The 25,872-nt window shown below is 68.1% G+C and carries 24 protein-coding genes; 5 read left to right on the top strand and 19 right to left on the bottom strand.

The window, feature by feature from the left end; genetic code table 11:
• The 3 genes from OV208_RS37150 to OV208_RS37140 all read left to right on the top strand — a co-directional run bounded on the left by OV208_RS37150 (position 1) and on the right by OV208_RS37140 (position 3,896).
• Entirely contained in the window at positions 1-1,425 is a 1,425-nt protein-coding gene (locus OV208_RS37150) for a sigma-54-dependent transcriptional regulator (RefSeq protein ID WP_267578695.1), read from the top strand.
• A 78-nt stretch (positions 1,426-1,503) separates the two neighbouring features.
• Complete coding sequence (locus tag OV208_RS37145; protein WP_267578694.1) at positions 1,504-2,538, top strand: M23 family metallopeptidase; 1,035 nt, start codon at positions 1,504-1,506, stop codon at positions 2,536-2,538.
• An 80-nt stretch (positions 2,539-2,618) separates the two neighbouring features.
• Positions 2,619-3,896, top strand: a complete 1,278-nt coding sequence (locus tag OV208_RS37140) for a hypothetical protein (RefSeq protein WP_267578693.1) — start codon at positions 2,619-2,621, stop codon at positions 3,894-3,896.
• Positions 3,897-3,927: 31 nt separating this feature from the next.
• Here OV208_RS37140 and rsmI read toward each other — a convergent pair whose 3' ends face one another.
• From rsmI to OV208_RS37050, 18 genes are all read right to left on the bottom strand, one after another.
• Positions 3,928-4,761, bottom strand: coding sequence for a 16S rRNA (cytidine(1402)-2'-O)-methyltransferase (gene rsmI / locus OV208_RS37135; RefSeq protein WP_324291451.1), 834 nt, complete (start codon positions 4,759-4,761; stop codon positions 3,928-3,930).
• A gap of 11 nt (positions 4,762-4,772) precedes the next feature.
• Positions 4,773-5,138: a YraN family protein gene (locus OV208_RS37130; protein ID WP_267578691.1), complete on the bottom strand. Its 366-nt coding sequence runs from the start codon at positions 5,136-5,138 to the stop codon at positions 4,773-4,775.
• 35 nt (positions 5,139-5,173) lie between these two features.
• Entirely contained in the window at positions 5,174-7,078 is a 1,905-nt protein-coding gene (locus tag OV208_RS37125) for an ATP-binding protein (protein ID WP_267578690.1), read from the bottom strand.
• Between the two features lie 101 nt (positions 7,079-7,179).
• Entirely contained in the window at positions 7,180-7,584 is a 405-nt protein-coding gene (rplS, locus tag OV208_RS37120; RefSeq protein ID WP_267578689.1) for a 50S ribosomal protein L19, read from the bottom strand.
• Positions 7,585-7,700: 116 nt separating this feature from the next.
• Positions 7,701-8,438: a tRNA (guanosine(37)-N1)-methyltransferase TrmD gene (gene trmD, locus OV208_RS37115; protein WP_267578688.1), complete on the bottom strand. Its 738-nt coding sequence runs from the start codon at positions 8,436-8,438 to the stop codon at positions 7,701-7,703.
• Complete coding sequence (rimM, locus tag OV208_RS37110; protein WP_267578687.1) at positions 8,435-8,980, bottom strand: ribosome maturation factor RimM; 546 nt, start codon at positions 8,978-8,980, stop codon at positions 8,435-8,437. Before rimM ends, trmD begins: the two co-directional genes overlap by 4 nt.
• Entirely contained in the window at positions 8,977-9,261 is a 285-nt protein-coding gene (locus tag OV208_RS37105) for a KH domain-containing protein (protein ID WP_267578686.1), read from the bottom strand. Before OV208_RS37105 ends, rimM begins: the two co-directional genes overlap by 4 nt.
• Before the next feature lie 23 nt (positions 9,262-9,284).
• The gene (gene rpsP / locus OV208_RS37100; protein WP_120530934.1) at positions 9,285-9,545 is read right to left on the bottom strand and encodes a 30S ribosomal protein S16; all 261 of its coding nucleotides are present in this window, start codon (positions 9,543-9,545) and stop codon (positions 9,285-9,287) included.
• A 100-nt stretch (positions 9,546-9,645) separates the two neighbouring features.
• Positions 9,646-10,776, bottom strand: coding sequence for a 23S rRNA (adenine(2503)-C(2))-methyltransferase RlmN (rlmN, locus tag OV208_RS37095; RefSeq protein ID WP_267578685.1), 1,131 nt, complete (start codon positions 10,774-10,776; stop codon positions 9,646-9,648).
• An 89-nt stretch (positions 10,777-10,865) separates the two neighbouring features.
• Positions 10,866-11,681, bottom strand: coding sequence for a siderophore-interacting protein (locus tag OV208_RS37090; RefSeq protein WP_267578684.1), 816 nt, complete (start codon positions 11,679-11,681; stop codon positions 10,866-10,868).
• Between the two features lie 202 nt (positions 11,682-11,883).
• Entirely contained in the window at positions 11,884-12,309 is a 426-nt protein-coding gene (ndk, locus tag OV208_RS37085) for a nucleoside-diphosphate kinase (protein ID WP_267578683.1), read from the bottom strand.
• Between the two features lie 39 nt (positions 12,310-12,348).
• The gene (gene sucD, locus OV208_RS37080) at positions 12,349-13,248 is read right to left on the bottom strand and encodes a succinate--CoA ligase subunit alpha (RefSeq protein WP_120530930.1); all 900 of its coding nucleotides are present in this window, start codon (positions 13,246-13,248) and stop codon (positions 12,349-12,351) included.
• 32 nt (positions 13,249-13,280) lie between these two features.
• Positions 13,281-14,441, bottom strand: coding sequence for an ADP-forming succinate--CoA ligase subunit beta (gene sucC, locus OV208_RS37075; protein ID WP_267578682.1), 1,161 nt, complete (start codon positions 14,439-14,441; stop codon positions 13,281-13,283).
• 328 nt (positions 14,442-14,769) lie between these two features.
• Positions 14,770-15,576, bottom strand: a complete 807-nt coding sequence (sdhB, locus tag OV208_RS37070) for a succinate dehydrogenase iron-sulfur subunit (RefSeq protein ID WP_267578681.1) — start codon at positions 15,574-15,576, stop codon at positions 14,770-14,772.
• An 87-nt stretch (positions 15,577-15,663) separates the two neighbouring features.
• The gene (gene sdhA / locus OV208_RS37065) at positions 15,664-17,541 is read right to left on the bottom strand and encodes a succinate dehydrogenase flavoprotein subunit (protein ID WP_324291453.1); all 1,878 of its coding nucleotides are present in this window, start codon (positions 17,539-17,541) and stop codon (positions 15,664-15,666) included.
• Positions 17,542-17,773: 232 nt separating this feature from the next.
• On the bottom strand, positions 17,774-18,715 hold the full coding sequence (mdh, locus tag OV208_RS37060; protein WP_267578679.1) for a malate dehydrogenase: 942 nt from the start codon (positions 18,713-18,715) through the stop codon (positions 17,774-17,776).
• Between the two features lie 30 nt (positions 18,716-18,745).
• Positions 18,746-20,041 (bottom strand): NADP-dependent isocitrate dehydrogenase, encoded by a 1,296-nt coding sequence (icd, locus tag OV208_RS37055; protein WP_267578678.1) that lies wholly within the window; start codon positions 20,039-20,041, stop codon positions 18,746-18,748.
• A gap of 178 nt (positions 20,042-20,219) precedes the next feature.
• Positions 20,220-20,765 (bottom strand): ATP-binding protein, encoded by a 546-nt coding sequence (locus tag OV208_RS37050; protein ID WP_267578677.1) that lies wholly within the window; start codon positions 20,763-20,765, stop codon positions 20,220-20,222.
• Between the two features lie 425 nt (positions 20,766-21,190).
• On the opposite strand from OV208_RS37050, the gene OV208_RS37045 reads away from it, so the two are divergent.
• Both OV208_RS37045 and OV208_RS37040 read left to right on the top strand, forming a co-directional pair.
• Complete coding sequence (locus tag OV208_RS37045; protein WP_267578676.1) at positions 21,191-23,341, top strand: hypothetical protein; 2,151 nt, start codon at positions 21,191-21,193, stop codon at positions 23,339-23,341.
• 11 nt (positions 23,342-23,352) lie between these two features.
• The gene (locus OV208_RS37040) at positions 23,353-24,099 is read left to right on the top strand and encodes an iron-containing redox enzyme family protein (protein WP_267578675.1); all 747 of its coding nucleotides are present in this window, start codon (positions 23,353-23,355) and stop codon (positions 24,097-24,099) included.
• Positions 24,100-24,204: 105 nt separating this feature from the next.
• Here the strand turns inward: OV208_RS37040 and OV208_RS37035 are convergent, their stop codons facing one another.
• Complete coding sequence (locus OV208_RS37035) at positions 24,205-25,845, bottom strand: bifunctional 3-(3-hydroxy-phenyl)propionate/3-hydroxycinnamic acid hydroxylase (RefSeq protein WP_267578674.1); 1,641 nt, start codon at positions 25,843-25,845, stop codon at positions 24,205-24,207.
• Positions 25,846-25,872 lie beyond the last annotated feature (27 nt).

The raw sequence follows: 25,872 nt of genomic DNA, 5'->3' as shown, positions 1-25,872 counted from the left end.
ATGGCGAAGGTCCTGGTCATCGATGACGAGACGAACCTGCGCAAGGTGCTGGCTGCCCTGCTGCGCCGCGACGGGTTCGACGTCACCGTCGCGGAGAACGGGGAGCAGGGCCTCGCCGAGTTCCACAAGAACGGCGCGGACATCGTCGTCACCGATTTGGTGATGCCCAAGCTGGGTGGCATGGAGGTGCTCGCCGCCGTGCGCACCGCCAACCCGGACGTGCCGGTGATCATCATCACCGCGCACGGCACCGTGGACTCCGCGGTGGAGGCCATCAAGGCGGGCGCGTTCGACTACATCACCAAGCCCTTCGACCAGGCGGAGCTGTCCTCCGTCGTGGCCAAGGCCGCGAAGACGAACGAGAGCGCCAAGCGCTCCGTGCGAGCGGATCACAAGGCCCGCTCCGCCATCATCGGCGAGTCGCCGCCGATTCAAGACGTCTACAAGATCATCGACAAGGTCGCGGACACGCCCTCCACGGTGCTGATCACCGGCGAGAGCGGCACGGGCAAGGAGCTCATCGCCACCGCGCTGCACGGGGCCTCCAGCCGCCGCGACAAGCCGTTCATCAAGATCAACTGCGCCGCCATCCCCGCCACGCTCCTGGAGAGCGAGCTGTTCGGCTACGAGAAGGGCGCCTTCACCGGCGCCGTCACGTCCAAGCCGGGCCGCTTCGAGCTGGCCGACGAGGGCACCCTCTTCCTGGACGAGATTGGCGAAATCCCGGTCGAGATGCAGGTGAAGCTGCTGCGCGCGCTCCAGGAGGGCGAGTTCGAGCGCGTGGGCGGCATCAAGACGACGCGCGTGAACGTGCGGCTCGTGGCGGCCACCAACCGCGACCTCCAGGCGGAGATCGAAGCGGGCCGCTTCCGCAAGGACCTGTACTACCGGCTGGCCGTGGTGCCCATCGTGCTGCCCGCCCTGCGCGAGCGTCGCAGCGACATCCCGATGCTCGCCCAGCACTTCGTGGACAAGTACAACCGGCGCCTCAACAAGAAGATCGAAGGCATCGCCGACGACGCGCTGACGCTGCTCCAGGCGTACGCGTGGCCGGGCAACATCCGCGAGTTGGAGAACCTCATCGAACGCGTGCTGCTCTTCGCGGACGGCCCCTCCATCACGGCGAAGGATCTGCCGGAGCCGGTGCGCGGCGGAGCGGGCGTGCAGGCAGGGGCCTCGATGGGCGGCTCGCTGGGCACGCTGGACGTCCCGGTGGGCGAGGTGGGCCTCAAGGACATCGTGCGCATGAAGGCCGCGGAGCTGGAGCGGGACCTCATCGTGAAGAAGCTGGATGAGACGGGCGGCAACGTCACCCGCGCCGCGCGCCTGCTGCAGATCAGCCGCAAGTCGCTCCAGACGAAGATGAAGGAGTTCGGCCTGCGGGACACCACCCCGGACGGGCAGGACGACGGTCCGGACGAGTAGCAGCCCCGGCGCGCCGAAATATCGCCGTTCCGTCGGCGGTTTCGGGCCCGCGTACCTTCTCACCCTCAGGGAGCTTGAATGCGGCCGAATCTTCCCACCCTCGGTGGACCACCGAAGCGCAATCCCTTCGGACCGGTGGTTGCCGTCTCCGTCATCCTCGGCGCGGCCGCGGGTGGCGTGTGGTGGTGGAAACAGCGCATGCCGGACGTCCCCATGGACGGCGCCTCCTCCCAGTCCGCGACGCCCGTTGACGCGGGCTCGCTCGCGCAGGCTCCCGTGGCGCCCCCCGCCGCCACCGACCCGGTGAAGGCCGCGGGCCTGGAGCGCGCGTCCATCCGCATCGAAGGTCCGCTGGAGACGGCGCTGGTCCAGGCCGCCGGCGCGGAGGTGGGCCCCGCCCTGGCGCAGGTGGTGACACGCACGCTGGTGTGGTGGGTGCGCGTACCCGGTGAAATCCTCCGGGGCGACACGCTGGACGTGCTCTACCAGCGCCGGCCGAATGAGGAGCCGCTGGTGTACGCGGTGCGCTTCATCTCAGGCAAGACGGGCCAGACGCACCGTGCCTACCGCTTCCAGCCCGGCGGTGAGACCAACGCCCGCTACTACGTGCCGAACGGCGACGAGTTGGAGCTGCGGATGGAGCACTCGCCCATCGACAGCTACGAGCAGATCACGTCCCTGCTGCGCGACGGCCGGGGCCACAAGGGCGTGGACTTCCGCGCGCCGGTGGGCACCACCGTCCGAGCGCCCTTCGCGGGCGTCGTCAAGCGCAAGAACTGGAACTTCGGCAGCAACGGCAACTGCATCGAGCTGATTGAGTCCGGGGGCAAGGGCCGCCGCGCCCTCTTCCTGCACCTGGCGGAGCTGCCCAAGTCGGTCCAGGCCGGGATGCGGGTGTCGGCGGGTCAGGTCCTGGCGCAGAGCGGCAACACGGGCCACTCCTTCGCCCCCCACCTGCACTACCAGCTGATGCTGGGGGAAAACCGGGTCCTGGACCCCTTCGACCAGCACAAGACCTTCCGGGCGTCCCTCACGGCCACCCAGAAGGGCGCCTTCGAAGGCGAGGTCCAGCGGCTGGACGGACTGCTTGGCACGCCCGTGGCGGGCAAGTAACGCCCACCCATTTCTTGACACTCCTCCGACGGCACGGCTAGCTGGCAGGCTCCTGGGCCGTGGGTCGTCGGAGGTTGTGGATGCGCAGGTTTCGTACCGTCATCGCCGCGCTGACGCTGGGCGTGCCGCTCGCCGCCAGCGCCGCGGACATCACCCGGATCGCCTCGTCATTCGAGGATGACGATCCGTTCGATCTCTTCCTCGACGTCGGGTTCGAGCGCACGCAGACGCGCGCGAAGATCCTCCGCGAGCAGCTCTCCCCCGAGGGCGGTCTCCAGGAGGTCAACGAGCTCTGGTACAAGGGCGTGGACGCGCGGCTGAACCTGGCGCTCGCGTTCGGCCTCTGGAAGGACCTGGAGTTCTCCTTCAAGCTGCCCATCGTCTTCCAGCAGAACGAGAGCTGGGAGTTCGTGTCGGGGGTGGGCCAGAGCAACTCCACCATCGTCAACAGCTGCTTCAACGCGGACGGCTCGCCGTACTCGTCGGAAGGCTGCGTGGGTCGGCTCTTCAGCGTCCCGCAGGAGAGCTACCGGGGCGGGCTGGGCAACATCCACTTCGGGCTGGCGTACGCCTTCTTCAACCAGGAGAAGGACAGCACCAAGCCCACGTGGATCGTCGGCATCGACTACGAGGCGCCCACCGCGAAGCAGCGCGACCCGAGCGTGGTCACCAGCGATCCGGACGGGGACCGCGGAAACGTGGGCGACCGCGTCCACAAGTACCAGCTCTACACGTCCTTCTCGCGGCGCATGGGCGCGGCGGACCCGTACTTCAAGGCGTACCACACCATCCCGGTGCGCGGTCCCAAGGCCTACTCCAACTGCGAGCAGCAGGGCGCAAACCCGCCCAACCTGGGCGCCCCGGGCAACTGCTTCACCGGCCCGTGGGATCGCAAGGAGACGGGCATCCAGGCCCCCTCGCAGACGGGCATCCTCTTCGGCGTGGAGCTGGTGCCGTTCGAGAGCGCGGCCAAGGCCCAGAAGTTCACCGTGGACGCGCGGCTGATGGGCAACTACGTGGGCCGCGGCCGGTACTACAACGAGCTGAGCTCCGCGCTGCGCAAGCTGCTCACGTCGGAGGACTACGTGCAGGTAGGTGGCCAGGTCGGTGTCACCGCCCGCGCCGCGCAGGCCTTCACCATCCACGCCTCCGGCAACTTCCTCTACAACACGGACCACCTGCTCACGTCGGAGTCCATCGGTCAGGACGTGGACGGCGACGGCACCGTGAACGTCGACCCGGGTTCGCCGGATCTGAACCCCACGTTCGACTGGCGCTATGACCTGGCGTCCCGCCGCTTCCGGGCCATCCAGAGCACCACGTTCCGCTTCGACCTGGGCGCCAGCTTCGCGTTCTAGAAGCCGTGCCCACTGAGGCAGCGGGTGGTCGCTACCGCTGCTTCAGCCCCAGGCCCATCCGGTACACCTCCTGGCCGGGCCACCCCGCGCGGCGGGCCAGCTCGGTGCTCAAGGGCTTGAGCTTCTCACCGCGCTCCAGGCCGGACTCCAGGGCGCGGCGAACCTCGTCCTCGCTCCAGCGCTGCTCGCCAGTGCGGCCCTCCACCAGGATGACCACCTCGCCCCGGGTCTCCTCGGCGGCGTAGCGGGCCACCAGGGCGGACAGCTGCCCCCGGACGAACTCCTCGTGCAGCTTGGTCAGCTCCCGCGCCACGCACGCGCGGCGGTCGCCCCAGGCCTCCTGGAGGTCCGCCAGCGTCTCTCCCAGACGGCGCGGGGACTCGTAGAGCACGCAGGTGGCGGACAGCGGCGCCACCTCGTCCAGCATGGCGCGGCGCTCCGGCCCCTTGCGCGGAAGGAAGCCCAGGAAGTGGAAGCGGCCCGTGGGCAGTCCCGACGCGCTCAGCGCCGCCACCAGGGCCGTCGCCCCGGGGATCGGTTCCACCTTCAGGCCGCGCTCCAGGGCTTCGGCCACCAGCTTCTCGCCCGGGTCGCTGATGCCGGGGCTGCCGGCGTCGGTGATGAGCGCGCAGTCCTCCCCTGCTTCGATGCGGTCCAGGATGCGCCCGGCGCGCTGCCCTTCCGCGAAGGCGGGCAGGCTCACCAAATCCTTCCCGGTGATGCCGAAGTGATCCAACAGGATGCGTGAGTGCCGGGTGTCCTCGCACGCGAGGAAGCCCGCCGTGCGCAGCGTTTCCAGGGCCCGGGCAGTGACATCCCCCAGGTTCCCGATAGGCGTAGCCACGAGGTAGAGCGTTGCAGCCAAAGGACAGGTCCTCACATGCCGGCGTCGAAGGCGGCGGGGATGTGTTCCACCCGGGCGGTCTCGCCCTGGCCCACGACGGAGATGACGTCGAAGCGCACCATGCGCCCGTCGATGCCGTTCTGAAAGAGATAGTGCAGCGCGGCCTTCACCACCCGACGCTGCTTGGCGAAGGACACCGTGTTCGCCGGGTCTCCCCACACCGCCGAGGAGCGCATCCGCACCTCCACGAAGCAGATGACCTCCTCGCGCTCCGCCACGATGTCCAACTCGCCGTAGCGGCACGTCCAGTTGCGCGCCCTCACCCGGAAGCCTTGCGACTCCAGCAGGCGCACGCCCTCTTCTTCCGCCACGTCCCCCGACTCCCGCCGCGTCCCCATCCCGCTCCCCGCTGCCCCAGCACTTCCGGCAGCGGCTACACGTTAACGGTGCCGTCCGACATCTGGGCGAAGCCGGGGTGGGCGGTGACGTGCAGCACCTGCGTCAGCGTGCCCAGGTGTTTGAGCATGCGCGCCACCAGGGGCAGCTTCGCCTCGTCCATGCCGGTGAGCACGTCGTCCAGCAGGAAGGGCCGCTTCACCCGGGCGCACGTCTTCTCCACCACCGTCATGCGCAGCGCCAGGTAGTAGAGGTCCAGGTCCTTGGGGGGCAGCTCTCCCACCGGGATGCGGCTGTTCTGCGTGAGCGCGAAGGCATTGCCCTCGCGGTCCCACTCCACGCCCTGGTAGCGCCGGTCGGTGAGCGCGGTGAGGTACTGCACGCACCGGTCCTTCAGGAGCGCCTGCACCGACAGCAGGTCCGACGTGAGCACGTCCGCGGCCTGCGCCAGCACCACCGGAGAGGGATCCTCCAGCGGATCCACCGGCGTCGGGGCCTGCCCGGGAGCCGTCGCGACCGGCACGGGCGGCGCCTTGGCCAGGGAGATGGACTCCTTCAGGCGGCCCAGCTCGCGCTCCACCTCGCGCAGGTCGCGCACGTAGGTGCCCTTGGCGGTCAGCTCCGCGTTGAGCTCCTCCTGCTGCGCGCGCATCTCCTGCCCCGAGCGCAGGGCGTCCTGGTACTCGGCGGACAGCTCGAACTCCTCCAACTGCGTCTGCAGTTCGCCCAGGCGGATGCCCAGCAGGTCCTTCTTCTCCAACGCGGGGGCGATCTCGTCGAGCGTCTCCACGTCCAGGGCCTTGATGGCCATGCGCACCGGCGCGTCGTCGATCTCGAACTCGTCGAGGATCTTCTTCTCCCGCACGCCCTTGCGGTTGTCCTTGGTGCCCCGGCGGGTGGCCTTCTGCAGGTCGTCCACGTAGCGCAGCGCCATCAACGCGGCCGTGCCGAAGGCCGGGATGTTGAGCAGCGCCAGGTAGCGCCACATGGGCGCGCCCACGGAGGAGAAGCCTAGGCCCACGCTGAGCGCCAGGAAGAATGCGCCCGAACCCAGGCCGCCCCAGAAGTAGCGGTTCTGGGTGAGCGGCGGCACCTTCAACGCCGCGTCTTCCAGATCCGGATCGCGGTCCGTCTCCAGCCGCGCCATCGCCTCGTCCCGCCGCACCACCGCCTTCGGGTGCCGCTTCACGCGCGTGAGGATGTCCTGCGGCAGGCCCAGCGACTCCGGAGACGGAGCCGCGCGCCAGGCCTTCTCCGCCTCCACGATGGCGTCCTTGAGGCCCTCGCCGCCCCGGAGCTTCGAGTCCGCCTCGAAGATGAGCGACGACAGCTCGTCGACCTTGAACTGGAGCTGATCCACCTCGCGGGAGACGACGATCTCCTTCTCCAGCGCCTTCACCTTCGCCTCGGCGGCCTGGAGATCCTCCGCGGGCCGCACCGCGCTGGCAGTCGCCAGGGACGGCGTGCTGCCGGAGGCCTTCGCGGCGGCCACCTGGGCGGACGCCTTGCGAGGCCGACGCGACGGCAGCATCACCAACTGGAGACAGTACACCTGTTCGAACGTGGTGCGCGGCGGCAGGCCCGCCTGGCCCCGCAGGTACTGGTTGATCTCCGCCGTGTCCGACGACATCAGCTCCGGCTGGCTGGTGGTGGGATTGAGCCGGTGCAGCGAACCGGAACCGCCCAGCTCGCGCAGCACCCGGTACGTCATCCCATCCTGGCCCACGAACGTCAGCGCGGCCTTGCCGGAGCGCCCGCCCGAGCCCACGAAGCTGGAGTCACCGCCCCGGCCATCCGAGAACAGCAGCGACAGCGACAGGCCCGCCAGCGGCAACACGTCCGCCGTCGGCGGCTTGAGGATGAGGTACCCGGTCTTCAACGGGAAACGGCCAGCGGGCGAAAACCCGCGGACGTTTTGGATCGCGACCTCGACGAAGTGCATGGCGTGCGCAGTCTAGCCCGAACGAAAAAAGGAGCGTCCAGTGACGGACGCTCCTTCTCGCACGCGGCCGTGAAGGCCGCGAGAGGGTTTCTCAGGACCTACTAGCCCTGGGCAGCGGCGGCGGCGAGCTTGGCGGCCTTCTTCGCGGCGCGCTCCGGATCCACCAGCACGTCGACGCGAGAGGCCTTGCCCTTCAGGTCGCGGAGGTAGAAGAGGCGCTTGCGGTTCACGTCGCCGCGGGTGAGGACTTCGATCTTCTCGTAGCGGGGGCTGTGGAGGGGGAAGATGCGCTCCACGCCGACGCCGAAGGACATCTTGCGCACGGTGAACGTGGCGCGGTTGGTGCCCTTGGTCTTGCGGATGACCACGCCCTCGAAGGCCTGCACGCGCTCCTTCTCGCCTTCCTTGACCTTCCAGTGGACGCGAACGGAATCACCCGTACGGAACTGGGTGAGGTCCTGGCGCAGGAACTTGTTTTCGACGTGCTGAATGAGGCTGCGGCGCATGACGACTCCAAAAAGCGGAACTTGACGCGTAGGACGCGTGGAAAGAGCGGGCGGTACTAGCAGAGACTGCCGTGTCGGACAAGCCCGCTTCGAAGGGTTCCGCGAGGACGGCAGGGTTACAACTCTTCCTCACCCCTGGCGAGCAGTTTCTGATCCGCCTTGCCGAACTCCAGCCGCGAATACAGATCGGGACGCCTCGCCTGGGTGAGCTTGATGGCCTTCCACCGACGCCAGCGCGCGATCCTGGCGTGATCGCCGGACTGGAGGACGGCGGGCACTTCGACCCCCCGGAAGACGGGCGGCCGGGTGTAGTGCGGGTACTCGAGCAGGCCCTCCTCGAAACTCTCCGCCACCGAGGACGCCTCGTTGCCCAGCACGCCCGGCACCAGCCGCGTCACGGCGTCCACCACCGCCATCGCCGCGATCTCACCGCCCGTGAGGACGAAGTCGCCCAGCGACAGCTCGCCATCCAGGAACGGCATCACCCGTTCGTCCACGCCCTCATACCGGCCGCAGACCAGGATCAGCCCGGCCTCGTGCCGCACCAGCTCGCGCGCGGTGGCCTGGGTGAAGACGGGGCCCCGGGGGCTCATGAGCAGCGCCTTCGCCCCGGGCAGGCGGGCACGCGCGGCCTCGATGGCGGCCACCAGCGGTTCGGGCTTCATCACCATGCCGGCGCCCCCGCCATAAGGCGAGTCGTCGGTGACGTGGTGCTTGCCCACGGCGAAGTCCCGCACGTCGGTGAGCGTGACGGAGAAGAGCCCCTTCTCCTGCGCCTTGCCGAGGATGCTCGCGCCCAGATAGCCGGACAGCATCCCCGGAAACAGCGTGAGGATCTCCACGGGGTAGCTCACCCCGCGTCTCCGTCGTCGCGCCCTTCGACCTCCAGGTATTCAAGAGGACGGATCACGATGCGCCCCGCGGCGATGTCCACCGACGGAACGAACTCGTCCGCGAAGGGCACCACCAGTTCGGGACGGCCCTTCGCACGGATCACCAGGTTGGGAACTTCACCCGTGGCCCAGACCTCTTCCACCGTGCCCAGGGAAGCACCCTGCTCGTCCACGGCGGCGAGCCCCACGAGGTCGCCCTGGAAGAACTCACCCTCCTCGGGCGGCTCCAGGTCCTCGCGGTAGACGAACACCTTCGCGCCCACCAGGGCCTCGGCGGCGACGCGCGTCTCCACGCCCTCGAAGCCCAGCAGGTCTTCCTTGTTCGCACCGCGGAAGGTGTCCACCACCATCTCGCGCTCCTCACCGGAGCGCAGACGCAGGCGGACGCGAGCGACGGTGCCGAGCGACTCCGAGGCAGGGTCGAAGCTGCGGACCGCCACCTCGCCCTTCAGCCCATGCGCCCGGGACACGTATCCCAGCTCCAGACAGGTCGAGGCACTCACCGCGCGACGTCCGGATCAGGCGGCACCAGGGGAGAGCCCGGGGCACGCCGATCGTCGAGAATCTCCAGGCGGACCTTCTGGCCCAGCTTCTGGGCGGCGGCATTGAGCAGCGTCCGGAGGGCGTTCACCGTGCGCCCATCACGACCGATGACCTTGCCGACGTCCTCGGGGGCGACCTTCAGCTCAAAGAGCTGGCCGCCATCCGCCTCGGAGATGCGCAGGGTGACCTGGTCCGGTTGATCGACCAGGGCCTTCGCCAGATACGTGAGCAGCGGCTCCACGTCTTGTCCAGACGGGTGCGAGCTCAGGCGGTGGTCGCCGGGGCCTGCTTCTTCGCCGTCTTGATCAGGTCCGCGACCGTCTCCGAGGGCACCGCGCCGCTCTTGATCCAGTAGGCCAGACGCTCCTCGTTGAACTGCACCTTCGCGGGGCTGTGGTTGGGGTCGTAGGAACCGACCTGCTCCAGGAACTTGCCGTCACGCGGGCTGCGCGAGTCGGTGGCAACCACGTGGTAGTACGGCATCTTCTTGGCGCCCGCGCGGGCAAGACGGAGGACAACGGCCATGGAACGCTCCAGCGAACAGGTGACTTCAACAGTAACAGGCGGAGGGGGGCGCTCTTAGCGCCCCTACATCGGGATTGTCAAGGAAGCTCGGGTGCTTATGTCACGTCGGGGCTTCCGCGGCCGCTTCGCCCCGGTTGGCGAGCTGGCCACAGGCGCCGGCGATGTCCCGGCCCCGGTTCCTGCGGATGTAGGCCGCGACGTGGGCCTCGGAGAGGATGGCGCGGAACTCCTCCGCGCGAGCCTCCCCGGTGGTCTGGAACCCCAGGCCGGGGTTCTCGTTGTACGGGATCAGGTTCACCTTCGCCGGGATGTCCCGCAGCAGCTCCCGGAGCCGGTGCGCGTCCTCGTCGGTGTCGTTGAAGCCCTTGAGCAGCACGTACTCGAAGGTGATGCGCCGGCCCTGGCGCAGCGGGAACTTGCGGCAGGCGTCCAGCAGCGCCGCGATGTTCCACTTGCGGTTGACGGGCATCGTCTTGCTGCGCTGCTCATCCGTGCTCGCGTTGAGCGAGATGGCCAGCTTGACGTCCGTCTCCTGACCGAAGCGTTCGATCATGGGCACCAGGCCCACGGTGGAGACGGTGATGTGACGGTGGCTGAAGTTGGGCCCATCCTGGGACTGGAGGATGGCGAGCGCCGTCTTGAGGTTCTCGAAGTTGTGCAGCGGCTCGCCCATGCCCATGAACACCAGGTTCGTGAGCGGGCGAAGCGTCTCCAGGGATTCGTTGCGCCGCACCTCGCGGTTCACCGCGTGCACCTGGGCGACGATCTCCCCGGCCGTGAGGTTGCGCTTGAGCCCCAGCGTGCCCGTCATGCAGAACGTGCACGCCATCGCGCAGCCCACCTGGGTGGACACGCAGAGCGTCTTGCGGTCCTCCGACGGCATGTAGACGGATTCGATGAAGCGCCCGTCGCGCGTCCTGAAGCGGTACTTGATGGTCCCGTCGACGCTGCGCTGCTCCAGGTCCTTCACCAGCGGGACGATCTCCGCCTGGACCTTGAGCTTCTCGCGCAGGCCCTTGGACAGGTCCGTCATCTCGTCGAACGTCGTGGCCCCTCGCTGGTGCAGCCAGCGGTAGAGCTGGGCCGCGCGGAAGGCGCGCTCGCCCAGTTGCTCGCTCAGGAACAGGGCGAGCTTCTCCTTGGACAAGCTGGCCACGTCGACCAGCTTCGCCGGCGTGGGCGCGGGCAGGGGCTCGGTGACGGGAAGGACTGTGGCGGTGGACTCGGACATCGTTCAGTCAGGCCTAACGGAAGGCAGCAGGGCGTGCTTCCCACAACAAGGCACGGCAAGTCAAAGGAGGGGCACGCCCCCTTCCCTGCCTACCCCTTGGAATCGTGATGCTCGGCGGCGCCGCGCTTCCAGTAGCCCGTCACGCGCATCCAATCCTTGTTGAGACCGCGCTCGCCCACCAGGTGTTCCCGGATGGGCTTGAGCGACGTCGCCTCGCCCGCCACGAACACGAAGCCCTCCCCGGGGGGCTGGGTCCACGCCCGCAGCGCCTCTTCCAGGTGCTTCGTCGTGCCCGCGTCCGCGCTTCCCCGGTGCAGCCAGGTGAGCTTCACGTCCGCCCGGCTGTCGATGCGCTGCTCCTCCGACGCGTCGGACACCTCGATGAAGGCGAACGCGCGAGCCCCGGCCGGCAGCTCTTCCAGGCGGCGGGCGATGGCCGGCAGCGCGCTCTGGTCGCCCGCGAGCAGGTACCAGTCGAAGTCGTCCGCCACGTCATGCGTGCTGCGAGGACCGCCAATGCCCAGGAAGTCACCCGGCTTCGTGTTGGCGGCCCACTGGCACGCTGGCCCTTCGCCGTGCAGCACGAAGTCGATGTCCAGCTCGCCCGCCTTCGGATCAAACCGGCGCGGCGTGTAGTCGCGCGACGCGGGCTTCGCGAGCCCCTCCGGCATCGCGAGGCCATGGGGGCCCACCACCGGCATGTTCGGCTTCTTCACCCCGGGCTCCGCGAAGAAGACCTTCACGTGGTCGTCCGCCCCGGGCGTGGTGAAGCCCTCCAGCTCCGGGCCGCCCAGCGTCACCCGCAGCATCTGCGGCGTCAGCTGCGTCACCCGCAGCACTTCCAGCAGCCGCAACTTGACCGGGAACGGCCCCCGACGATTCACGCGCTCTGATCCACCGCTCATGCGTTCTTCCTTGCCGATAGTGACTTGCATTATCGGTAGCAAGGACCGTCCGGGAGGGCAACCGGATACCGCCCGTTGAGGCGTTGTTCAGGCAAGCGACCAGGCGCGGGAAAAGACGACGGCCCGGGCCTGCGCCTTCGAGGGGCGCGGGCTCCGGGCCGCAAGTCCTGTCCAGCGCGGTGGCTGGATGAAGCGTGGGCGACTAGTACTTCTGGATCTCGGTCTCGCGGAAGAAGTACGCGATCTCGTTCTTCGCGTTCTCCAGGCTGTCCGAGCCGTGGACCGTGTTCGCGTCGATGCTGTCCGCGAAGTCCGCGCGGATGGTGCCCTTCTCGGCCTTCTTCGGATCCGTGGCGCCCATGAGGTCGCGGTTGGCGAGGACGGCGTTCTCGCCCTCCAGCGCCATCACGACCACCGGGCCGGAGATCATGAAGGCGACCAGGTCCTTGAAGAAGCCCCGGGCGCTGTGGACCGCGTAGAAGCCTTCCGCTTCCTTCTGCGACAGCTGCTGCAGACGGATGGCGACGGGCGTCAGGCCCTTCGCCTCGAAACGGGAGATGATCTGCCCGATGACGTGCTTCTTCAGCCCGTCCGGCTTGATGATGGACAGCGTACGCTCGATGGCCATGGAATTTGAGTCCTCGTGTGTGTTCGCGGGGATGACTGCTTAGCGGTTCTTCTTGGGGGCGCCGCGCTTGACGACTTCCTGCAGCGTGGTGCCCAGCTCGGCGGGGCTCGCGGCCATCAGGATGCCCGCGGCCTCCATCGCCTTGATCTTCTCACCGGCCGTGCCCTTGCCGCCGGAGATGATGGCGCCCGCGTGGCCCATGCGCTTGCCCGGGGGCGCGGACTGACCGGCGATGAAACCGGCGATCGGCTTGGTGAACTCACGGGCCACGTACTCCGCGCCCGCCTCTTCGGCGCTGCCGCCGATCTCACCAATCATGATCACCGCGTCCGTCTCCGGATCCGCGTTGAAGAGCTTCAGCACGTCCACGAAGTCGGTGCCGTTGACGGGGTCGCCGCCAATGCCCACCGCCGTGGACTGGCCCAGGCCCAGCTGCGTGAGCTGGTGCACGGCCTCATAGGTCAGCGTACCGGAGCGCGACACCACGCCGATGCGGCCCGGCTTGTGGATGTGGCCCGGCATGATGCCGATCTTGCACTTCGCGCCGGGGGTGATGACACCCGGGCAGTTCGGGCCGATGAGGCGCACCGACTTGCCCTGCAGGTACCGCTTGGCGCGGATCATGTCGTTGACGGGGATGCCCTCGGTGATGGTGATGATGAGGGAGATGCCCGCGTCCGCGGCCTCCATGATGGAGTCGGCGGCGAAGGGCGGCGGCACGAAGATGACGGACGTGTTCGCGCCCGACTGCTTCACGGCGTCGGCCACCGAGTTGAACACGGGGACCTTGCCCTCGAAGTCGGTGCCGCCCTTGCCCGGCGTGACACCGCCCACCAGCTTCGTCCCGTACTCCAACATCTGCTTGGCGTGGAACGAGCCCGCCGAGCCGGTGATGCCCTGGACGAGGACCTTCGTGTTCTCGTTGACGAGGATGCTCATGGCGTTCCTTCAGGAAAAGAGTGCGCGACGAACTACTGGATCGCCGCCACGGCCTTCTCAGCCGCCTGGCGCAGGTTGTCCGCGGGAGTGATGGCGAGCCCGGAGTTGCGGAGGAGGTCCTTGCCCTTCTCCACGTTGGTGCCCTCAAGCCGCACGATGAGCGGGATCTTGAGCTGCACTTCCTTGGCCGCCGCGATGATGCCCTCGGCGATGACGTCGCACTTCATGATGCCGCCGAAGATGTTGACGAGCACCGCCTTGACCTGGGGATCCGCGAGGATGAGCTTGAAGGCCGCCGTCACCTTCTCCTTGTTCGCGCCACCGCCCACGTCCAGGAAGTTGGCCGGAGCACCGCCCACCAGCTTGATGGTGTCCATGGTGGCCATGGCCAGGCCCGCGCCGTTCACCATGCAGCCGATGTTGCCGTCCAGCGCGATGTAGGCCAGGTCGAACTCCTTGGCCTGCGTCTCGCGGGGCTCCTCTTCCGCGACGTCGCGGTACTCCAGCAAGTCCTTGTGCCGGTAGAGCGCGTTCTCGTCGAAGGTGACCTTCGCGTCGAGCGCCACCACGCCGCCATCCTTCAGGATGACCAGCGGGTTGACCTCCACGAGCGCCGCGTCCGTCTCCATGAACATCCGGTAGAGCGCGGAGCAGAACTGCACGAACTTGTTCACCGTGGGGCCCGTCAGGCCCAGCCCGAAGGCCAGCTTGCGGCCCTGGAAGTCCAGGAAGCCCACCGCCGGATCCACCGACTCGCGGAGGATTTTCTCCGGGTGGTGCTCGGCCACTTCTTCAATCTCCACGCCGCCCTCGCGGGACGCCATGAAGGTGATGCGGCTGGAAGCGCGGTCGAGCGTCACGCCCAGGTACAGCTCCTGGCCGATGGCGAGCCCTTCCTCGATGTAGACCTTGTGGACCGTCTGCCCTTCCGGGCCGGTCTGGATGGTCTTGAGCTTCATGCCCAGCATCTGCTTGGCGAGCTCCTTGGCCTCCGCGGGGCTCTTGGCCAGCTTCACGCCGCCGCCCTTGCCGCGGCCGCCCGCGTGGATCTGCGACTTCACCACGACGACCGGCGTGGCCAGCGTCTTCGCCGCGGCCTCCGCTTCGTTGGGGGAGAGCGCGAGGATGCCGCGCGGCGTGGGCACGCCATACTTCCGGAAGAGTTCCTTGCCCTGGTACTCGTGGATCTTCATCGAATCTCCGGGTGGGACGAGGGGAGACGGGGACCGCCCCATCGGGGCTGTCAACGCCGGCCCTCATTGCGCAGAAAGCGACGCTTGGCAAGGCCGTTTGGCCCCCAGCGTCGTCGCGGGACACACGCCCCGTCCCCGACATAACCCCCGGTGTCCGGGTGGATGAGCGGGCCTTCAGCCCTCCTGCCCCACGAGCCCCCGCCGGGTGGAAGGCCTACCCGGCAGGCCCCCTGCCCCGGCCGATGAAACGACCGCGGCCCCGCCCAGCGCCCACGAAGGGGACGCTGACACGGGGCCGCGAGGAGACACGAGAAGCGTGCGGGAGGAACTACCCCGGACCGCTCGACGCCTTCTGCTCCTCTTCCTTGAAGAAGATGTCCTTGATCATCAGCTTGCTGACCTCGCGGTTCATCACCGCGATGGAGGTCGTCAGCGGGATCTCCTTCGGGCAGACCTTCACGCAGTTCTGCGCCTTGCCGCAGTCCTGGATGCCGCCGGGGCCCATGAGGGCGCGCGTGCGCTCCTCCGCGTTGAGCTTGCCCGTGGGGTTCATGTTGAACAGACGGGCCTGGCTGATGGCGGCGGCGCCGATGAAGTCGTTGTCCACCGTCACCTGCGGGCACGCCTCCAGGCAGCTGCCGCAGGTGATGCACGTGGACAGCACGTACATCACGGAGTGGTCCTTCTGCGACTGGCGCGGGCCGGGGCCCAGGTTGTACGTGCCGTCGACGGGGATCCAGCCCTTCACGCGCTTGAGCGACTCGAACATGCGCTCGCGGTCCACGGTGAGGTCGCGCACCACCGGGAACTTCTTCATCGGCTCCAGGGTGATGGGCTGCTCCAGCTTGTCCACCAGCGCGGAGCACGCCATGCGCACCCGGCCGTTGATGTTCATCGCGCAGCTGCCACACACCTCTTCGAGGCAGGCGGCGTCCCAGATGACCGGGGCGACCTTCTTGCCGTCCGAGGTGACGGGGTTGCGCTGGATCTCCATCAGACAGGAGATGACGTTGGCGCCCTTGCGATAGGGGACCTTGAACTCGTCGAAGTGGCCCGGCTGGTTCGGATCATCCTGCCGCCAGATGCGGAAGGAGATGGTCTGGGTGCTGACGGCGCTGGCCTGTGCGGTGTCCATGGTGCTCGAGCCCTTCCCTTCACTGCCAAATCAGGTAGCGGAGTCCCGCGCCATGGTGCGCGCGGGTCCGAAAAACAGTCGCCCCGCCTATGCGTACCAGCGCGGCTCGGGAGCCAGCACCGGCGTCGGCAGGTCCTGGTAGGAGATCTCCGGACCCTGCGAGGCGTAGCTGGCGATCGTCGTCTTCGCCCACTTCTCGTGGCGCTTCTGCCACAGCTCCATCCAGCTCGGATCCTGACGCGGATCCTTCGTCTTGGGCTCCGGCAGGGAGAAGTCCGGCTTGTAGTGGGCGCCGCGGCTCTCGTCGCGCATGAGGGCGCTGGTGGCGATGACCTCGCCCAGCTCCAGCATGTTCCACACCTGGTTGGTGTACGACAGCGCCCGGTTGGCGACCACGCCCGTGTCCAGCACGTTGGCGTGGTTCCAGCGGTCCTTCAGGTCGCGGATGCGCTCCACCGTCTTCTTCAGGCGGTCGTTGTAGCGCACCACGGTGCAGTTCTCCGTCATCACATCGCCCAGCTCCTTGGCGATCTGGTACGGGTTCTCCGCGCCGTTCATGGCCTTGATGGTGGCGAAGCGGTCCACCCAGTAGCTCTTCGCGTCGTTGAAGTACTTCTCCGGGCTCGCCGCCGCGCTGACTTCCTGCGACTTGGCGAAGGCCGCCATCGCCGGGCCGCCGATCATGCCCGAGTAGATGCACGACAGGAGCGAGTTCGCGCCCAGGCGGTTCGCGCCGTGGAAGGCGCCGTCCGCCTCGCCCGCCGCGTACAGGCCTGGGATGCGGGTGGTCTGGTTGACCGGGCTTCCGTCCAGCGGCGTGTTCGTCTTCGAATCCGCCTCGAAGGACACGTGCAGGCCGCCCATCGAGTAGTGCATGCCCGGGAAGATGACCATCGGCGTGTGGCGCGGATCATCTCCGACGAACTTCTCGTAGATCTCCATGACGCCCTTGATCTTCGCATCCAGCGTCTTGGCCGGGATGTGCGTCACGTCCAGGTACACGCCGTCGCGCCCGCCCAGGCCCATGCCCAGGTCGCGGCAGACCATGAAGATCTCGCGCGTCGCGACGTCGCGCGGCACCAGGTTCTTGTACTTGGGGTACTTCTCTTCCAGGAAGTACCAGCGCTCCGACTCCGGGATTTCCTTGGGCGCGCGCACGTCGCCCTTCTTGCGCGGCACCCAGACGCGACCGCCCTCGCCGCGCACTGACTCGCTCATCAGGCGCAGCTTGTCCTCGCCCGGGATGGAGGTCGGGTGCACCTGGATGAACTCGCCGTTGGCGTACAGCGCGCCTTCCATGTACGCGCGGCCCGCGGCGGTGCCGGTGTTGATGATGGAGTTGGTGGAGCGTCCGAAGACGATGCCCGGACCGCCCGTGGCGAGGCACACGGCCTCCGCCGGGAAGGTGCGGATCTCCATGGTGCGCAGGTCCATGGCCACGCTGCCGATGCAGCGGCCATTGCCGTCCTTCACCGTGCCCAGCCACTCCCAGTACTCGTACTTGGTGACCTTGCCTTCGGCCTCGTAGCGGCGCACCTGCTCGTCCAGCGCGTACAAGAGCTGCTGGCCGGTGGTGGCGCCCGCGAACGCGGTGCGGTTGTGCAGGGTGCCGCCGAAGCGGCGGAAGTCGAGCAGCCCTTCCGGCGTGCGGTTGAACGTCACGCCCATGCGGTCCAGCAGGTAGATGATGCCGGGCGCCGCGTAGCACATGCCCTTCACGGAGACCTGCTCCGCGAGGAAGTCGCCGCCGCGCAGCGTGTCCATCACGTGGATGTCCGGGTGGTCACCCTCACCCTTCGTGTTGACCGCGCCGTTGATGCCGCCCTGGGCACAGACGGAGTGCGAGCGTTTGACCGGGACGAGCGAGAGCACGTCCACCTGGTGACCCGCCTCCGCCAGCTTGATCGTCGTCATCAGCCCGGCGAGACCGCCGCCCACCACCGTGAATCGCGCTGCTGCCGCCATCATCGTCTCCTTGACTGCCAGACGCCGGGCCTGCCTGCGGTGGGTCGCGCCAACGCACTTCGCGACACCTCCCCGCGCCCGAGCCATCCAGTGCGAGTCCTACACGCTAGTTAACTTGGAAAAATACCGCCGCAACGACGGTGCGCCGGACGATAAGCCCGGATCATTCACGGCATCAGGCGGCGGCCCGCCGGCAGCATTCCGGCGGGCCCAACCGACCGATGCGCAGAGGCTACAGCTTGACGAGCTCGACCGTCTGCTTCACCGACTCGTAGGACTTCTTCATCTCGGCCTTCTCCGCGTCGTTCAGCTCCACGGTGATGACCTTCTCCACGCCGCCCGCGCCGATCTGCACGGGGACGCCGAAGAAGAAGTCGCTGATGCCGTACTGACCCTTGAGCATGGCCGCGGCCGGCAGGATGCGCTTGCGATCGAACAGGAAGCTCTCCGCCATGGCGATGGAGGAAGCGGCCGGCCCGAAGTAGGCGCTGCCCGTCTTGTACAGGCCCACCAGCTCCGCGCCGCCCTTACGGGTGCGGTCGATGATGGCGTCCAGCTTGTCCTTGGCGATGAGCTGGGTGAGCGGCACGCCGCCCACGGTGCTGTGGCGCACGAGCGGGACCATGTCGTCGCCGTGGCCGCCGAGCACCAGCGCCTCCACGTCACGGATGGAGGAGCCCAGGGCCTCCGCCACGAAGCACTTGAAGCGGCTGGTGTCCAGCACGCCCGCCATGCCCACGACCATGTTGTCCGGCAGGCCGGCGATCTTGTGGAGCGCGTACACCATCGCGTCCAGCGGGTTCGCGACGTTGATCACGAAGGCGCCGGGGGCGTGCTGCTTGATGTTGGCCGCCACGTCCCGCATGATCTTCAGGTTGACGTCGAGCAGGTCCTCGCGCGTCATGCCCGGCTTGCGGGGCACGCCGGCCGTGATGATGATCACGTCCGAGCCCGCCACGTCCTTCCAGTCCGTGGAGCCGGTGACGCGACAATCCAGGCCGTCCACCGCTGACAGCTGGTTGATGTCCAGCGCCTTGCCCTTGACCAGACCTTCGGCCACCGGGATGTCGTAGAGCACGACGTCGCCGAGCTGCTTCTGGACGGCCAGCAGCGCCAGGTTGCCGCCAATCTGACCGCCGCCGATGAGGCCGATCTTCTTCTTCTTGTGAGCCATGGTTTCGCCCTCTTGCTTATCGGGTGGGGACTACATGTGCTTGATGATGGCCTGACCGAACTCCGAGCACTTCACCTCGGTCACGGTGCCCTGCGACTCCAGCTTCATCAGGCGCGCGAAGTCGTACGTCACCGTGCGCGCCGCGATGGCGCGGTCCATGCCCTTGATGATCAGGTCCGCGGCCTCGTGCCAGCCCAGGTGGCGCAGCATCATCTCGCCGGAGAGGATGACCGAACCCGGGTTCACCTTGTCCAGGTCCGCGTACTTGGGGGCCGTGCCGTGCGTGGCCTCGAAGATGGCGTGGCCGCTGACGTAGTTGATGTTGCCGCCCGGCGCGATGCCGATGCCGCCCACCTGCGCCGCGAGCGCGTCCGACAGGTAGTCGCCGTTGAGGTTCAGCGTGGCGATGACGTCGAACTCGTCCGGACGGGTCAGCACCTGCTGCAGGGTGATGTCCGCGATGGAGTCCTTGATCAGGATCTTCCCCGCGCCCACGGCCGCCTTCTGCTCCGCGTTGGCGGCGTCCTCACCCTTGGCGGCCTTGGTGGCCTCCCACTGATCCCAGGTGTAGACCTTGTCACCGAACTCCTTCGCCGCGAGGTCATAGCCCCACTTGCGGAAGGCGCCTTCGGTGTACTTCATGATGTTGCCCTTGTGGACGATCGTCACGCTCTTGCGCTTCAGGTCCACCGCGTACTGGATGGCGGCGCGCACGAGGCGCTCCGTGCCTTCCTGGGACACGGGCTTGATGCCGAAGCCGACGTTCTCCTGGAAGCGGATCTTCTTCGCGTCCTTGGGGAACTCCTGCTGCAGCCAGGCCTGGAACTTCTTGGCGGCTTCCGTGCCGGCCTCGAACTCGATGCCCGCGTAGATGTCTTCCGTGTTCTCACGGAAGATGACCATGTCCACCTTCTCCGGCTGCTTCACCGGGCTGGGCACGCCCTTGAAGTAGCGCACCGGCCGCAGGCAGACGTACAGGTCCAGCATCTGGCGCAGCGCCACGTTCAGCGAACGGATGCCGCCGCCCACCGGCGTCGTCAGCGGGCCCTTGATGCCGACCAGGTACGTGCGGAAGGCTTCAATCGTCTCATCCGGCAGCCAGTTGTTGACCTGCTTGAAGGACTTCTCACCGGCGAGGACCTCCAGCCAGGAGATCTTCTTCTTGCCGCCGTACGCCTTCTCCACCGCCGCATCGAACACGGCCTGCGAGGCCTTCCAGATGTCACGGCCGGTGCCGTCGCCCTCGATGTAGGGGATGATCGGGTTCGACGGCACGTTCAGCTTGCCGTTGTGCAGGGTGATCTTCTCGCCAGAGGGAGGCGCCATGAACGCAAACTCCTGAATAGGACCGGGTATTGAGAGGCGGCGGATACTCTGGAACCCGCCCCCGGTCGTCAAGGAGTTTGGCCGCGCGGCGCCGGGTTTGGACGCACCGGTGGTGCGCCGCGCTTATCGCAGCCAATGGCCGAAAAAAGGCTGGGCCGCTTTTCCCAGGATTCGCAGGCTAGAAGCTGGCGAGGCCGGGCGCTGGGAGCTGGATGCTCACGCTCGTTCCCGTCTCCAGCCGCTCCACCGACAGCTCGCCACCCATCGCGTCCACCAGTTCCCGCGCACGCGCGAGCCTCCGGTGGGTGGTGCCCACGCGCAGCGGGGACAGCACCACCGAGCGCACCTCCCGCTCGGACAGGGCCACACCCGGCATCAGCACCTGGAAGCGCGGGCCCACATCCCCGAAGTCGTCCGGGGGATCCACCACCACCCGCACCGTGCTGGCCTCGGGGGTCGCCGTGTCCGCCGCGTGGGCGATCAACAACAGGAACACCTGCTCCAGGCGGCGCCGGCTGACCCGGGCCATGACCGGATCCTCGGGCAGCTCCAGCGCCACCTCCACGCCATGCAGCCGCCGCGTCGCGCCCAGCAGCCCCAGCGCGTCGCGCGCGGAGGCGGCCACGTCCACCTGGAAGACGTCCGGCAGGTCCACCGACTCCAGCCCCCCCGACACGACCGCCCCGTCCCCCGGTGACCCCTTCGTCTCGAGCGCTGCGCTCATACGCGTCTCCCCACCCTTGACCTGGAACGCCGACCATACCGGCCGCCTCTGACAGGCGTCCATTGCACGGCCGTCCGGCATTGTTCGTTTCTCGGTTTCTGTTTGGGGGCCATTACAGTTATGCGCCATCTTGGCGGTGAAGATGTGCCTCCCGGGTACGTACTACTCCTCGGAAACCCCGTATCTCGCTCTGGGATTTCCCGCGCCCTGCCCTGGTCGATTCTGACCCTGGGTGAGTCATCCAAGGGGACGGAAAAACAGCCCAGGTGCATAAATTCGATTTGACTGTTACGGACGAACTCCCCATGATGCGGTCACAGAATCCAGAGCCGTCAGCGTGTTCACTGAATCAGGGAGGGAGTGTTGTGCTCGCAACATCGCCGACCATGACTGGTGACGCTGCCCGGAGAAGGGGTGTCCTGACGATGGATGGAGGGATTCCGGCGTCCGCGAAGTTCCAGCATGCAATCGAGTTCGGCAGTGGCGACGCGCTGCGCAACGTGATTCCGCTTCCCCCCGCGGAAGCCGCCCTGGACGACTCGGGCTACTCGCTGCACGGCACCGGCCCCACGGCCATCACCTGCGCGCTGGGCAGCCCCGACGCGGTGCTGGGTGAAGTGACCCGGTTGAGCCCGACGGTGGTCTGGGTGGCGCCCCGGGTGCCCCAGGTCGACACGTCCGAGGCGCGGACCTTCCCGGTGTACCTGTCCTTCAGTGGCCTCACCATCGGGCCGCTCAATGGCGCCTTCATCCGCACGGACGCGGACGTGCCGCACGCGCCGGTGGGTCTGCAACTGGTGGGTGTGACGGTGGAGCAGGGCCGGGAGATTCTCGCGTTCCTCGCGGACGCACTGCGCCGGGGCGTGGCGGAGCCTGCCGCGTCCGCGCTGCCCGTGCAGGACACCATCGTGGACCCGGAGCGGATCCGCTCCATCTTCTCCGCCATCTGCGCGTCCGGGAACAAGGGCGTGCTGCGCCGCCAGGGCCGCGTGGTGCGCATGGTGCTGGAGCGCTTCCACGCCGCCACCGGCCAGTTGGAGTGGCGCACCGAGGAGTCCACCCCGGACTGGGGTGACCCGGCGTACGACATCGACGTCATCGGCTACAACTCCGCGTACCGCATGCGCGCGGAGACGGGCCGTGGCGAGGGCGACCGCCTCTTCACCACCCTGCCCGCCCAGTTGTTCCGCATCCGTCACCGCTGGCACCGCCGCGTGCCCGCCCCCGAGGGCATCCGCGCCCGCTTCCACCACCCGCTGTGGCGCGAGCAGGGCCTGCTGCGCCGCGAGGTGTTGGATCTGTCCTTCTCCGGCCTGTGCGTGCGCTGCACGCCGCAGGACCTGATGTTCCCCGGCCTGCTGCCGCCCCTCATCGAGTTGGAGCTGGGCGACGGTCAGATGGTCAGCGTGCGCGGGGAGATCCGCTACGTCAGCGGCGTGCGCGCCGACGGCAGCGTGCTGTGCGGCCTGAGCGTGCTGCCCTATTCGTCCGACGAGGCGCGCTGGGTGCGCTTCGTGTCGCAGACGATGTCCCCGGCCACGCGCACCAGCGAAGGCCTGGTGGATCAGCTCTGGGACCTGTTCAACCGCTCCGGCTTCTTCAGCCTGGGCGGCAGCTCCCCGGAGGAGTTCGAGGAGCTGAAGCTCAACTTCGCTTCGCTCGCCAAGCGCGCCGCGGAAGTGCCGCAGCTGTTCTGCCAGGCAGTGTGGCCGTCCGAGCGCGGCATCGAGGCGACGCTGTCCTTCACCAAGCCGTACCGCCACGCGTGGCTGGGCCACCAGGTGGCGAAGCGGCCGGGCAAGCCGCCTCCGGGGGTGCAGGAGGCGGGGCAGATCATGCGCGACATCTACCTGCGCACCTTCGAGCACCCGCAGAGCGACCCGGACTTCCACTGGGTGATTGCCTACGTGGAGGCCCTCAACCCGTGGATCGCCAAGGCGCACGTGCGCTACGCGGAGCGCCAGATGGAGACCGGCGCGGGCCTGGCCTTCACGCGGAAGATCCAGAAGCTGAAGGCGTTCAGCAACGAGCTGAGCGGCCGCGACCACCGCGAGTTCGAGGTGGGCCCCGCCACCGCCGGTGAGCTGAGCCTGCTGGCCGCGACCATCGCCCGCAAGTTCCCCACCTGCTACGTGGAATCGTTGGATCTGACGCGGGACCGGCTGGACATGACGCCCGTCACGCAGAAGTGGAAGAGCTTCGGCATGGAGCGCGAGCGCTCCATCCTCGTGGCCCGCCGCCATGGCATCCCCTACGCCGCCGTCGTGATGGAGCTGGGTCAGCTGGGCGCGAACCTCTTCCGCCTGCTCGACAACACGCGCATGTTCTCGCTGGTCGAGGACGGGACGCGCGCCTATTCGGCCCTGATGGACGCGGCCCGGCACTGGTACCTGGCGCGCCGCCGCCCCTCCTTCCTCTTCCTGCGCGAGGACGAAGGCGGCAGCTACGTGCAGGAGTGCGGCCTCCATGACGGACCGGATCCGTACATGTGGATCATCTCCTCGAAGCTCGTTCCAGACTTCCTGGAGCACATCAGCGAACTCACCATCGGGCGCCGCGGTGCCCACTCCCGTTGAGGACTGTCCCCATGAGCAAGCCCCTCGTCGATACCCAGTACCTCCCCCACGTCTCCGATGTCCGCCACGTGCTCGCGTCCGGCCCCCACGTGACGACGCTGCTGGACGAGAAGGTGGATCCCGCCCTGCTGGAGGGATTCCTCATCCAGCTGTGTGCCCTGGGCGTGTACATGACGGAGCCCGTGGACGGGTGGATCCGCCGCGCCGGTGAGGCCTGTACGAAGGTCGCGGGCCTGGAAGAGGTCGGCCGGCAGCTCATCTCCCACGCCAAGCACGAGGCCGGTCACCACCTGATGATGGTGGCGGACACCAAGAGCCTGGTGGCCGGGTGGAACGCGCGCCGCATGCCCAAGCTGGACGCGGAGCAGCTGCTCGCCCAGGCCCCCACGCCGGCCATGCAGGAGTACCGGCAGATCCACGAGGACACCATCAACGGTGCCATGCCGGGCGCGCAGGTCGCCATCGAGTATGAAATCGAGAACCTGTCGGTGGTGTTCGCGCCCCGCCTCATCGAGCAGTGCAAGCGCGTGCTCGGAGAGGAAGTGATGAACTCGCTGACGTTCATCAAGGAGCACGTGGAGCTCGACGTGGGCCACACCGCCCTCAACGAGGTCATGCTCAACAAGCTGCTCACCAGCAAGCCCGAGCACGCCGTGACGATTGGCAAGACGGGCGCCCGCGCGCTGGACATCTACCTGCGCTTCTACGGCGACTGCATGGAGAAGGCGAAGCGGATGCTCCAGACCCCCACGGCCTGAAGCGCCCGCTGAAGCGCCGATGGGCGCCGGTGCCACGAAGGCCGCCGACGCCCTTCAGGTGTTTCGTGATTCATCACCGGGGCGGACCCGGTCCGGGTTCCACGCTCAGGCGCCGATGGACGCGATGCGACGCGAAACCCGGCTGCCCCGGCGGCTGAAGGGCCGCACGTCCTTCTTCAGCGCGGCGCGGACCTGTTCGACGCCCGCGCGGTTCGTGGCCGCGTAGACGTAGCGGTCCGGCCGCAGGACGACCAGGTCGGACGCGTGCTGCGCGAACCACTCGCCCAGCTTGCCCTCCAGGTCCACCACTTCTCCCGCGCGCCCCGCGCCGGAGCGCGCCGCGGGCGCCACCGACAACCAGACGCCACCGATGTCCTCCGCCAGGGCCTTGGCGGCCTGCTGCACGTCGGCGGGCGCACCCGGCCGCGTCAGCACCGCGAAGCGCTGCCCAATGACGTCGTCGAGCGGGCGCTCCCCCTCCTCACCGTGCTCCACGCGCGGCTGCGGGAAGTAGGCACCCTCCCCGGCCGTCTTGGCCTTGCCGCGCTTGCCGCCGAAGAGGAACCCTTCCGCGTGGAAGAGGTTCGGCTTCATCTTGTACTCGCGGATGAACGGCCCGGTGACGGGCATCCGGTACAGCAGGTTGATGAACACGTTGCGGGCGCGGGCCATGAGCGGGCCACCTGAGGACAGCATCGACCCGAGCGCGTCCGACATCCGCATCATCTCCGCCGCGTGCGGCCGGCGCTCCACCTCGTAGGTGTCCAGCAGCGACGCTTCCGCGGCGCCGTTGAGCACGTGGGCGATCTTCCAGGAGAGGTTCGCCGCGTCGCGCAGACCGGAGCACACGCCCTGGCCCAGGAAGGGCGGCATGAGGTGCGCCGCGTCCCCGAGCAGGAACACCCGGCCCACCCGCCACTTCTCCGCCATGCGGCTGTGGTAGGCGTACAGGTTGACGCTCTTCACCCGCACCGAGTCCGGGTCGATGTACGGGGCGATGATGCCGCGCACGTACTCCGGGCTGCGCACGTGCTCCAGGTCCTGCCCAGGTCGCACCACCGTGTCGAAGCGCATCTCGTCGTGCGCGGTGCGCGTCACGATGCCCACGCGCTGCGGACCGCAGGGGTAGTAGGTGAAGTCCGGCGCCGAGGACTGCGTCTCCACCGTGATGGCCAGCGCGTGCGCCAGCGCCGTGGTGCCTTCCAGCTTGAGGCCCAGCCGTCGGCGGATGCCGCTCTTCGCGCCGTCGCAGGCCAGCAGGTAGCGCGCCCGCACCGTCAGGGTGCGGCCCGTGGCCGCCTCCTTCACGCGCACCGACACGCCGTCCTCGTCCTGCATGAAGGATTCGACTTCGTGGCCGCGCCACAGCGCCACGTTCGGGAAGCGCTCCATGCCGCGCGTCAAGGACGCCTCCAGACGCGGCTGGCTGAAGAGCGAACCGATGGCGTGCCCGTTGGGACGCTCCACCTTGGTGAAGTCGACCTCCGCCAACACCCGCATCTCGTCGTCGACGTAGGTCATCTTCAAGCACGGGTGGAAGCCCGGCCCCAGTTCGCCCGTGAGGCCGGCGGCCTGGAAGATTCGCTGCGCTTCGTCGTCCGCGTTGATCGCTCGCGACTGCGTGTGCGGGACTGTTTCCTTCTCGATGACCACGGTGCGCAGACCGTACTGGCCGAGCAGGTTCGCCGCCATGGCACCCACCGGGCCGCTTCCGACAACGATCACATCAACAGATTCCGGAGCCATTACTCCCCTCCCGTTGTGTGCGAGCTG

This window comes from Corallococcus sp. bb12-1, from assembly GCF_026626765.1.
In the GTDB taxonomy this organism is placed as follows: domain Bacteria; phylum Myxococcota; class Myxococcia; order Myxococcales; family Myxococcaceae; genus Corallococcus; species Corallococcus terminator.
The sequence above is the reverse complement of the archived record's forward strand: the minus strand, read 5'-3'. Positions and strand labels throughout refer to the sequence as shown.